Origin of the sequence: Verrucosispora sp. SN26_14.1, from assembly GCF_004307965.1 — a bacterium.
GTDB lineage: Bacteria > Actinomycetota > Actinomycetes > Mycobacteriales > Micromonosporaceae > Micromonospora.
This window is the reverse complement of sequence record NZ_SISL01000213.1, coordinates 1-10,238: the sequence shown is the minus strand read 5'-3', so window position 1 is coordinate 10,238 and position 10,238 is coordinate 1. Positions and strand designations below refer to the sequence as shown.

Here is a 10,238-nt window from a genome sequence, read left to right as displayed (position 1 = left end):
CCGCGCAGGCGCTCGCCGTACTGCCCGGGTCCGCCCGCCCGTACGGCTGGCACGTCCTCGGCGACAACCTGGCCGGGATCGGCGACGGCACAGTGCCCGCTCCCGCCGGACACCCGGACGCCACCCTGAACATCCAGTTCACCTCCGGCTCGACCGGCCCGCCGAAGATGGTCGCGCTCAGCGCCCGCAACCTGATCGCCAACGCGCGGTGGACCGCCGACGCCGCCGGACTCGGCGCCACCGACCGGATCGCCTCACCGCTGCCCCTGGCCCACGCGGCCGGGCTCAGCAGCGGCGCCGTGCTAGCCCTGGTCACCGGGGCGCTGTGGGTGTCGGTGAGCCGCTTCCGCACCGAACCGGTGCTCACCCAGATCGCCCGGCACCGGTGCACCGTGCTCCAGGCCGTCCCGACGATGGCCACGATGCTCGCCGACACCGTGGAGGCCGCACCGGACCGCTTCGACCTGTCGTCGCTGCGGGTCGGCTTCCTCGGCGGCGCGCCCTGCGCACCGGCGCTGCTCGCCCGCACCCGCCGGGTACTCGGCCTGGACCGTATCGCCGTGATCTACGGGCAGACCGAGGCCGGCCCGACGATCAGCGTCGACCCCGGCGACGCGAGCTGCGGCAGCCCCGGCGACACCGTCGGACGGATCGTCGCGGACCTGGACGCCGTCGTCGTCACTCCCGGCACCCGCACCGAACTGCCCCCCGGCCACGCCGGTGAGCTGCTGGTCCGTGGCGAGTCGGTGACCGCCGGGTACGTCGACGACCCGACCGCCACCCAGGCCGCGATCACCTCGGACGGCTGGCTGCGCACCGGCGACCTGGGCGCGCTCGACACCGACCGGATCCTCACCCTCACCGGCCGGGTCAAGGAACTGATCATCCGAGGCGGCGAGAACATCAGCCCGGCCGAGGTGGAGGCGGCCCTGCTCGACGACGCGGCCGTGGCGCAGGTGTGCGTACTCGGCCTGCCGTCAGTGCGCTGGGGCGAAGAGGTCGCCGCCCTCGTCGTCGCCGCCCCGGGCACCACGCCCGACCCCGACCGGCTCACCGGGGCGGCCGCCGCCCGACTGGCCCGACACAAGGTGCCGACGCTGATCCGTACCGTGCCGGACCTGCCGTTACTGCCGTCCGGCAAGGTCGACCGGCGCGCCGCGCTCGGCCTGCTCACCGGTGAGGAGCAACGCTGATGCAGCTCGGCTCGTGTTTCCTGGACTCGTTGACCGTCACCAGCTTCTTCGGCAACGCCGAGATGCGTGGCGTCTTCAACGACCGCCAGCTCATGCAGTCCTGGCTCGACGTCGAAGCGGCCCTGGCCCGTGCGCAGGCCGGCCTCGGCGTCATCCCGTCGGCCGCCGCCCAGGCGATCACCGACGCGGCCCGGCTCGACCGGCTGGACACCGCGGTGCTCGCCGCCGACGCCGCCGACACCGTGCACCCGCTCGTGCCGCTGGTCCGGGCGCTGACCGCCGCCTGCCAGGGCGACGCCGGACGCTACGTCCACCTCGGCGCCACCACCCAGGACGTGATGGACACCGGGTTCGTGTTGCGCGCCCGGGCCGGCCTGGACATCGTCTCCCGCCAGGTCGACGAACTGGTCCGCATCCTGCGCCGGCTGGCCCTGCGACACCGGGCCACCCCGATGGCCGCCCGCACCCACGGCCAGCAGGCGCTGCCGACCACGTTCGGCCTGCGCTGCGCGGTGTGGCAGAGCGAACTGCAACGGCACCGTACCCGCCTGGTCCAGATGCGCGAACGCCTGCTGGTGACCAGCATGGGTGGCGCCGCCGGCACGATGGCCGGCTACGGTCCGCAGGCGTTCGCCCTGGAACGGGCCGTGGCCGACGAACTCGGCCTCGGCGTCGCCGACACCCCGTGGCACGCCACCTCGGACCGCTTCGCCGAGTGCCTGATGGTCCTCGGACTGGTCGCCTCCAGCGCCGAGAAACTGGCCCGCGAGATCTATTTCCTCGGCCGCACCGAGGTCGGCGAGGCCCACGAACCGCAGCGCGCCACCCAGGTCGGCAGCAGCACCATGCCGCACAAACGCAACCCGATCCGCTGCGAGGCGGTGATCGCCGCGGCCGGCACGCTGCGCGCCCAGGTGCCGCTGGCGATGCAGACCATGGTGGCGCAGGACGACCGCGACATGGGCGTCGGCATGACGCTGTGGAAACTGCTGCCGGAGTGCTTCATCCTCATCGGCGGTGCCCTGGAACGGCTGGTCGAGGTCTTCGGTGACCTCGGCGTCGATCCGGACCGGATGCGCGCCAACCTCGATCTCACCGGTGGGCTGGTGCTCTCCGAGGCGATCATGCTCCGCCTCGCCGAACCGCTCGGCCGGGAGCAGGCCCACCACCTGGTGATGCGGATCGTCCGCGACAGCCTGGAGCAGAACCGGCCGTTCGTCGAGGTGCTGCGCGCCGACCCGCAGGTGGCCGCCGCACTGCCCGGCCCGGAACTGGCCGGGCTGCTCGACCCGCTGTCGTACGTCGGCCACGCCGCCGCGCTCGTCGACCGCGCCCTCCTGACCTCGGAGTCACCATGACCACTGATCAGTCCGTCCTGCTGCACCGCTCCGGCCGGTTGGCCCGGGTGACCCTGCACCGACCGCGGCGGCGCAACAGCTTCGACCTCGACATGCTCGGCCGCTTCGAGGACGTGCTGCACGAACTCGGACGCGACCGCACCGTCGAGGTGGTGGTGCTCACCGGCGAGGGCACGGCGTTCTGCGCCGGGACCGACCTGCGTGAGCTGGCCGACCTCGATCCCGAGACCACCATGCACGTCCAGCGGCGCACCGCCGACCTGGTCGAACGCTGGTACCGGCTGGACCAGACCACGGTCGCCGCCTTCAACGGGCCGGCCATCGGCTCGGGCGCCGTCATCGGGCTCGCCAGCGACCTGCGGGTGGCTGCGGACAGCGCGTTCTTCACCTTCCCCGAGGTGACCTACGGCATCCCGCTGACCTGGAGCGGCATGGCGATCCTCGCCGACCTCGTCGGCGCCGACCTGGCCAAGCGGTGGCTGCTGCTCGGCGAGCGGGTCGAACCCGCTGAACTGCTCGACCTGCGCCTGGTCACCCGGGTGGTCGCCGCCGACGACCTGCCCGCCGCCGTGGACGCGATCACCGACCGGCTGCTGGCCACCTCGGTGGTCGGCCGCACGATGACCAAACGTGCCGCCCGGCTGGCCGGTCCCCGCTTCGACGCGGCGGCCAACGACTCCTTCCTCGGCGCGCTGAGCGTGGCGTTGCGCCCGCCCGGCGGCTACCTCGACGGGGACGCGCGGTGAGGGTGTTCGAGGCGATCGCCGACGCCGTCGTGGCGCACGGCGTCGACACCGTCTTCGGTCTGCTCGGCGACGCCAACATGTATCTGGTCGCCGACCTGGTCGAGCGGCACGGCGTCCGGTTCGTCGCGGCCCGCAACGAGAACGCCGCCGTGATGATGGCCGACGGGTACGCCCGCACCACCGGCCGCTGCGGCGTCGCCACCGTCACCCAGGGGCCGGGACTAGCGGTCGCCGGGGCGGCGCTGACCATCGCGCGGCAGGCCCGCACCCCGCTGGTCCTGATCGCCGGCGACACTCCGCCCGGCGACCCGCTGCACGTGCAGCACTTCGACCAGCAGCCGTACGCGCTGGCCACGGCGGGCACGTTCGTCCCGGTGCACACCGCCGGCACCGCGATGCGGGACGTCGGGCTGGCGTTCCGGGCCGCCCGCGAGCTGACCGGCCCGGTGGTGCTGAACGTGCCGATCGACCTGGCCGACGCGCAGGTCCCGCAGCACCCGCCGGTCCCGGCGCCGATGGTGCCCCGCGCGCCACGACCACTCGCACCGGACCCCGCCGATGTCGACGCGCTCGCTCACCGGCTCCGCACGGCGCACCGCCCGGTGCTGCTCGCCGGCCGGGGTGCCGAACCGGCGGCGGCCGCGATCCGGGACCTCGCCGACCGCAGCGGAGCCCTGCTCGCCACCACGCTGATGGCCTCCGGTCTGTTCCGTGGGCACCCGTACGACCTCGGGGTGGCCGGCGGGCTGTCCCGGCCGCTGACCCGGCGGACCCTGGCCGGGGCGGACCTCGTGGTCACGTTCGGGGCCGGGCTCAACCGGTGGACCGCCGACCACGGTGCGCTCTTCCCGGACGCGGTGCTGGTTGCGGTGGACGTCGACCCGGCCGCGATCGGCGCCCGCTGGCCGGTGTCGGCCGGGGTGCTGGGCGACGCGGGGGAGACGGCGGAGGCGGTGTCGGCGGTGCTGACGCCGGTGCACCGACCGCGTTGGCGCAGCACGGACCTGGCCGCCGACCTGGCGGCCGCCGATCCGTTCGCGGGCCTGGACATCGAGTCCCGGCCGGGCCGGATCGATCCCCGGGCGTTCATCCGGATCTGCGCCGAACGCCTGCCGCGCGAGCGGACCACGGTGGTGGGCGTCGGTCACTTCGGCGGTTGGCCCAACCTGCTGCTGGACTCGGCCGCCACCGACCGGTCCTTCCTCGCGCCATGGGAGTTCGGCAGCATCGGCGTCGGACTGCCGTTCGCGGTGGGCGCCGCCGTGGGCCGTCCCGAGCGGCCGGTGGTCGCCTTCGAGGGCGACGGCAGCCTGCTCACCGGTCTCGGTGAGCTGGACACCCTGGCCCGGGTCGGCGCACCGGTGCTGCTGGTGCTCCTCGACGACGCCGCGTACGGCGCGGAGGTCCGCAAACTCGCCCCGCGCGGGGTCGACCCGCAGTTGGCCCGCTTCCCCGAGCGCGACCTCGCCGCCGTGGCCCGCGCGCTCGGGGTGCCGGCGTGGACGGTCACCGACGAGGCGGGTGCCCGGGCGGCCTTCGACGAGGTGCTGCCGTTGGCCGGACCGGCCCTGCTCCACGTACGGGTCCGCCCCGACGTCGTACAGGAGAAGTTTTGACCGGGTCAGTCGCCCCACACGTCGCCGAAGCCGTACCCGAGTTGCCGGGACAGCTCGTCGGCGGTGCGGCGGGCCGCCGCGGCCAGCTGCGTCACCCGGGCCTCGTCGAGGCGGAAGATCGGGCCGGAGACGCTGATCGCGCCGGTGACCCGGCCGTGGCGGTCGCGCACCGGCGCGGCCACGACCCGCAGTCCCTCCTCGCTCTCCTGGTCGTTGAGCGCCCAGCCCTGCTCGCGGACGGTCGCCATCCGGGACACGAACGTCTCCAGGTCGGTGATCGTGTTCGCGGTCAGCGCGGTGAAGGGTGCGTCGGCCAGCGTCGCGCGCAGCGCGGCGTCGTCCTGGTCGATCAGCAGCGCCTTGCCGGCGGCGCTGCACCACAGCGGGATACGCCGGCCCAGCCGGGAGACGAGCTGCAGGTTGCGGGTGCCCTGCACGACGTGGATGGAGATCGCGTCGAGGTCCTCCAGGACCGACAGGTTGACGCTCTCGCCCTCCTCCTCGGCCAGCCGGTGCACCAGGGGACGGGCGAGGGTGTGCAGGTCCAGGCCGGCGAGGTAGCGCGCGCCGAGTTCGAAGACGGTGACCCCGAGCCGGTAGTTGCCGTTGTCCTCGTTGCGGTGCAGGAAACCGGCGTCGGCCAGCGCCCGGAACAGCCGGCTGGCGGTCGACTTGTGTAGGCCGAGCTCGCGGCTGACGTCGCTGACCTTGCGTTCGGCGTCGTTGCCACGGAAGGCGAGCAGCACGCTGAGGGCGCGGTCGAGTGCCTGTGTGCCGGACTCGCGGGGCGTCGGCGCGTCGTCCGGGCTGGTCTCAGTGGCGTACGACATCTTGCTTCCCACCTTCTCGGTTGCTAGGTTTCATAATATAACCCTAGGACCACAATATGGTCCAGCGCGTTATGGTCCACCCGAAGAGATGGCCCACCCACGGTGGCCCATCCCAGATGGTCCGTTCTCCCACCACCGGGATCGAGCCGGAACCAGTGAGGCATCCGCATGACTGTGAACCCGATCGACCTGGAAGTCGTCACCGAAGGTCTCATCTCGATCGTCCGGGAGATGCGACAAACGATCTTCCGTACCGCGCACTCGCCGGTGATCGCCGACGCGCAGGACTTCTCCTGCGCACTGTTCGACCCCGAGGGACAGATGGTCGCCCAGGGCCGGGACATGCCCGGCCACGTCATCGCCATGCCGGCCTCGGTCGCCGAGATCTTCGCCGACTTCGCCGACGAGATGCGCCCCGGCGACCTCTACATCGTCAACGACCCCTATCGCGGTGGCAGCCACCTCAACGACGTCACCCTGATCAGCCCGGTCTTCGTCGACGACCAGCTCTTCCTCTTCCCGTGCGTCCGCATGCACTGGGCCGACATCGGCGGCATGACCCCGGGCAGCGTCTCCGGCCAGGCCACCGAGATCCTCCAGGAGGGGCTGCGGATCCCCCCGATCAAGCTCATCGAGCAGGGGCGACCCAACCGGGCCGCGTTCGACATCGTCTTCGCCAACGTCCGGATGGCCGAGGAACGCCGGGGCGACCTGGAATCCAGCATCGCCGCCTGCCACACCGCCGAACGGCGCCTGCGCGAACTCGTCGCCCGGCACGGCACCGACCTGATCCTCGAATCCGTCGCCGCCAACATGGACCGCACCGAGCACCGCCTGCGCACCATGATCCAGGCGCTGCCCGACGGCACCTACCGCTACGAGGACTACCTCGACCTCTACACCGACGGACACTACGACGCCGCCATCGTGCGCTGCGCGCTCACCATCGACGGCGACGAGATCGAGGCCGACTTCCGCGGCTCGTCGACCCAGGTCGCCGCCGTGGTCAACTCCTCGCGGGCGATGACCGTCGCCGGTGTCTTCATCGCCGTCAAGTCCGCCCTGGACCCCGGCGGCCTGGTCAACCACGGCGCCTTCCGGCCCCTACGGGTGCACACCGAACCCGGCACCGTCGTGCACGTCAGCTACCCGGCCCCGGCAAACGCCCACAGCGAGGTCCGCAAACGCGTCATCTCGGCCGTGATGGCCGCACTGAGCCAGGTGGCACCCGACCTCATCGCCGCCGACCAGTTCGGCACCACCTTCCAGAACCTCATCGGTGGCGTCGACGAACACACCGGCCGGCCCTACCTCTACTACGACTACCCGGCCGGCGGCAACGGCGGATTCCTCGAATCCGACGGGCCCAGCGCCATGAACCCCGTCGACCTCGGCGACATCTCCACCATCCAGTCCGTCGAACGACTGGAGACCGAGATCCCGATCCTCGTCGAGGCCTGCGAACTGCGCACCGGCTCCAGCGGCGACGGCGCACGCCGAGGCGGACTCGGCAGCCGCCGCGAGACCCGCCTGCTGGCCAGCGGCGGCGCGTACTCGGTGCAGACCGACCGCACCACCGTCCCGCCCTACGGCCTGCGGCACGGCGGCCCCGGCGCGCCCACCGTGACCCACATCCGGCGGGGCGACGGCGAACGCGTCGACTTCGCCACCCCCGGCAAGGTCGCCGGCTTCCCGATGCGCACCGGAGACCTGCTGGTCATGGAGTCCGCCGGCGGCGGAGGCTGGGGCGACCCGCTGGACCGGCTGCCCGAGCACGTCGCCGACGACGTCACCCAGGAGTACCTGACCGCAGCCGAAGCACGACAGCGCTACGGCGTCGAACTCGACGCCGACGGCCGGGTCGACCCCACCGCGACCGCCGCCACCCGGGAACGGCTCCGCGACCAGCGACGCTGGCTGCGGACCACCGTCACCACCCAGCCGGCCTACACCGGCCAGCGCGGCCAGCGACGCCTGGCCTACGTCGCCCCCGACAGCGGCCTGGCCGAGGACACCCTCGTCGAGGTCCACGGCGGACATCCCGCGCCGCTGCGGGCCTGGATCCGACACGACACCGCACTGGCCGCCGACGAACTCGCCCTCGACGACGACGGGCTGCAGATCCTCGGCACCGCCCCACACGACCGCTCCCACGTGCGGGTACTACGCGGGGAAGGACGCTCATGAGCAAGGTCTTCCGGGTGCCGGTCACACCGGCCCGTGGCGGTGCCACCACCGCCCCACGCACCCCGTCACCGACCACCACGGCACGACGGTGCGGCATCGTCGCCGGCTGCCTCAGCCCGCACCCGCCCCACCTGATCTACGCCGAGAACCCGCCACAGAACGAACCACGCTCCACCGGCGGCTGGGAGACGCTGCGCTGGGCGTACGAGCGCCTGCGCACACGCATCCGCGAGGTCCACAAACCCGACGTGCTCATCGTGCACGCCCCGCACTGGATCACCATGGTCGGTCACCACGTCAACTGCGTGCCCAACCCGCGCGGCACCTCCGTCGAACCGATCTTCCCGCACCTGTTCCGCTACCACTACGACTTCCGCACCGACGTCGAACTCGGCGAGGCCATCGCCGAGGAGGCCAACGGACTCGGCCTGGTCACCCGCACCCTGCACGACCCCCGCGTCCGCGTCGACTACGCCACCATCGGCGCCCTGCACCTGGCGAACCCGGCCTGGGACATCCCCGTGGTCTCCCTCTCGGCCAACAACAACCCGTACTTCTACTCCGACGCCTCCCTGGAGGAGATGGAGGTCCTCGGCGAAGCCACCCGACGGGCCGTCGAAGCCACCGGCCGCCGCGCCGTCCTGCTCGCCTCCAATTCGCTGTCGCACCTGCACTGGCACGAGGAACCGGAACTGCCCGAGGACATGGAACGGGAACACCCCTACAACAACCACCAGTACCGGTGGGACATGAAACTGCTCGAAGCGATCCGGCGCGGACCGACCGCACCGCTGCGCGAACTCATCCCCGAACACATCGAGGCCACCGCCAGCGAGACCAAGGCCGGCAGCCTCACCTGGATGCTCGCCGCGATGGGCTGGCCCAAGGTCGCCGGCGACGTACTCGGCTACGGCACGATCATCGGCACCGGCAACGCGGTCGTCGAGTGGGTGCCCGAGGGGAACCACCATGGCTGACCGGACCGGAATCGTCGCCGGCGCACTGCTGCCCGGCATGCCGCACCTGCTCGCCGGACACGCCGCACCGAGCTGGTCGGCACTGGCCGACGCCGCCCGCGACGTGGGCGCCCGGCTACGCCGACTCGAACCCGACGTGGTGCTGCTGCTCTCCACCCAGTGGTTCACCGTCCTGGGCCACCAGTTCCAGTGCGACCCCAACCCGCGCGGCCAGCACGTCGACGAGAACTGGTACGCCTACGACTACGGCCTGCTCGACTACGACCTCCGCTTCGACGTCGACTTCACGGAACGCTGGGCCGCCCGGGTCCAGTCCGACGGACTCCAGGCCCGACGGACCCGCTACGACGGATTCCCGATCGACACCGGCACCATCGTCACCTCCGCACTGCTCGACCCCGAGCGTAAGCTGCGGTGGGCGCAGGTCTCCTGCAACCTCTACGCCGACGCCGACACCCTCGCCGCCGTCGGACGCGCCGGCGCCGCCGCCGCCCGTGACGCCGGACTGCGCGCCGCCGTCGTCGTGGTGACCGGGATGTCCTCCGGGCTCATCCAGGAGTGGATCGAACCCGACCAGGACCGCATCGGCGCACCCGCCCACGAGCAGTGGAACACCCGGATCCTCGACCTGCTCACCGCCGGCAAGATCGACGAAGCCCTCACCGTCCGCGAGGAGTTCGCCCGGCAGGCCCAGGCCGACAGCCAGTTCCGGGCCCTGGCCTTCGCCGCCGGCGCCGGGGCGAGCACCGGCCCGGCACACCTGCACTCCTACGGCCCCATCTGGGGCACCGGCGGCGCCGTCCTGTCCTGGAACCTGCCAGACCACCACTAGAGGAGAGAGCATGCGGAACACAGCCGTGGGCTTCGTCGAAGCCGAAGGCTTCACCCCCATCTTCGACGCCGTCGACGCGATGGTGAAGGCCACCGAGGTCGAGGTCACCAAGGTCGTCCGGCTCGGCGGCGGCATCATCGCCGTCGCCGTCCGCGGTGACCTCGCCACCGTCGAGGAGGCCGTCGACATCGGCGAGGAGACCGCCCGGGCCAAGAGCCGCTCGGTGCGCTCGATCGTCTTCGCCAGCCCCTGCGACGCCGTCAGCGCGCTGGCGGCCGACCCCCAACTCGTCGGCAACTGACAGCCGGTAAGGAGACCCAGACATGTCCTCCGACATCGCCATCGGCATCGTCGAGACCCGCGGCGTCGTCGCCCTCTCCGCGGGCATCGAAGCCATGATCAAGACCGCCGACGTCCGCTGCGTCGGCGTCGAACGAGTCACCAGCGGCTACCTCGCCGTCGCCGTACGCGGCACCCTCGCCGCCGTGCGGCAGGCGGT

General features: G+C 72.3%; 10 protein-coding genes. 9 read left to right on the top strand and 1 reads right to left on the bottom strand.

What is annotated here, in order from left to right:
* The 4 genes from EYA84_RS18850 to EYA84_RS18835 all read left to right on the top strand — a co-directional run.
* Positions 1–1,193 (top strand): class I adenylate-forming enzyme family protein (locus EYA84_RS18850; protein ID WP_131054373.1); only part of this gene is annotated, 1,193 nt, incomplete at its 5' end.
* Positions 1,193–2,551: an adenylosuccinate lyase gene (gene purB / locus EYA84_RS18845; RefSeq protein ID WP_131054372.1), complete on the top strand. Its 1,359-nt coding sequence runs from the start codon at positions 1,193–1,195 to the stop codon at positions 2,549–2,551. The genes EYA84_RS18850 and purB, both read left to right, overlap by 1 nt.
* Positions 2,548–3,297: an enoyl-CoA hydratase/isomerase family protein gene (locus EYA84_RS18840; RefSeq protein WP_131054371.1), complete on the top strand. Its 750-nt coding sequence runs from the start codon at positions 2,548–2,550 to the stop codon at positions 3,295–3,297. Before purB ends, EYA84_RS18840 begins: the two co-directional genes overlap by 4 nt.
* Positions 3,294–4,913: a thiamine pyrophosphate-binding protein gene (locus EYA84_RS18835; protein WP_131054370.1), complete on the top strand. Its 1,620-nt coding sequence runs from the start codon at positions 3,294–3,296 to the stop codon at positions 4,911–4,913. The genes EYA84_RS18840 and EYA84_RS18835 overlap by 4 nt, the downstream gene beginning before the upstream one ends.
* 5 nt (positions 4,914–4,918) lie before the next feature.
* Here the strand turns inward: EYA84_RS18835 and EYA84_RS18830 are convergent, their stop codons facing one another.
* On the bottom strand, positions 4,919–5,743 hold the full coding sequence (locus tag EYA84_RS18830) for an IclR family transcriptional regulator (protein WP_236145837.1): 825 nt from the start codon (positions 5,741–5,743) through the stop codon (positions 4,919–4,921).
* A gap of 168 nt (positions 5,744–5,911) precedes the next feature.
* On the opposite strand from EYA84_RS18830, the gene EYA84_RS18825 reads away from it, so the two are divergent.
* The 5 genes from EYA84_RS18825 to EYA84_RS33860 all read left to right on the top strand — a co-directional run.
* Positions 5,912–7,930, top strand: a complete 2,019-nt coding sequence (locus EYA84_RS18825) for a hydantoinase B/oxoprolinase family protein (protein ID WP_131054368.1) — start codon at positions 5,912–5,914, stop codon at positions 7,928–7,930.
* Complete coding sequence (locus tag EYA84_RS18820) at positions 7,927–8,907, top strand: tRNA U-34 5-methylaminomethyl-2-thiouridine biosynthesis protein (protein WP_131054367.1); 981 nt, start codon at positions 7,927–7,929, stop codon at positions 8,905–8,907. The genes EYA84_RS18825 and EYA84_RS18820 overlap by 4 nt, the downstream gene beginning before the upstream one ends.
* Positions 8,900–9,739, top strand: coding sequence for a 2-amino-5-chlorophenol 1,6-dioxygenase subunit alpha (locus EYA84_RS18815; protein ID WP_131054366.1), 840 nt, complete (start codon positions 8,900–8,902; stop codon positions 9,737–9,739). Before EYA84_RS18820 ends, EYA84_RS18815 begins: the two co-directional genes overlap by 8 nt.
* A gap of 10 nt (positions 9,740–9,749) precedes the next feature.
* Positions 9,750–10,040 (top strand): BMC domain-containing protein, encoded by a 291-nt coding sequence (locus tag EYA84_RS18810; RefSeq protein WP_117230022.1) that lies wholly within the window; start codon positions 9,750–9,752, stop codon positions 10,038–10,040.
* 22 nt (positions 10,041–10,062) lie between these two features.
* The coding region (locus EYA84_RS33860; RefSeq protein ID WP_131054365.1) for a BMC domain-containing protein at positions 10,063–10,238 on the top strand (176 nt) is incomplete at its 3' end.

What these genes read in the sequence shown, in the direction of transcription:
- EYA84_RS18825 (WP_131054368.1), top strand. Translation starts at nt 5,912, where the DNA reads ATGACTGTGAACCCGATCGACCTGGAAGTCGTCACCGAAGGTCTCATC.
- EYA84_RS18810 (WP_117230022.1), top strand. Translation starts at nt 9,750, where the DNA reads ATGCGGAACACAGCCGTGGGCTTCGTCGAAGCCGAAGGCTTCACCCCC.
- EYA84_RS18830 (WP_236145837.1), bottom strand. Translation starts at nt 5,743, where the DNA reads ATGTCGTACGCCACTGAGACCAGCCCGGACGACGCGCCGACGCCCCGC.
- EYA84_RS18840 (WP_131054371.1), top strand. Translation starts at nt 2,548, where the DNA reads ATGACCACTGATCAGTCCGTCCTGCTGCACCGCTCCGGCCGGTTGGCC.
- EYA84_RS18815 (WP_131054366.1), top strand. Translation starts at nt 8,900, where the DNA reads ATGGCTGACCGGACCGGAATCGTCGCCGGCGCACTGCTGCCCGGCATG.
- purB (WP_131054372.1), top strand. Translation starts at nt 1,193, where the DNA reads ATGCAGCTCGGCTCGTGTTTCCTGGACTCGTTGACCGTCACCAGCTTC.
- EYA84_RS18820 (WP_131054367.1), top strand. Translation starts at nt 7,927, where the DNA reads ATGAGCAAGGTCTTCCGGGTGCCGGTCACACCGGCCCGTGGCGGTGCC.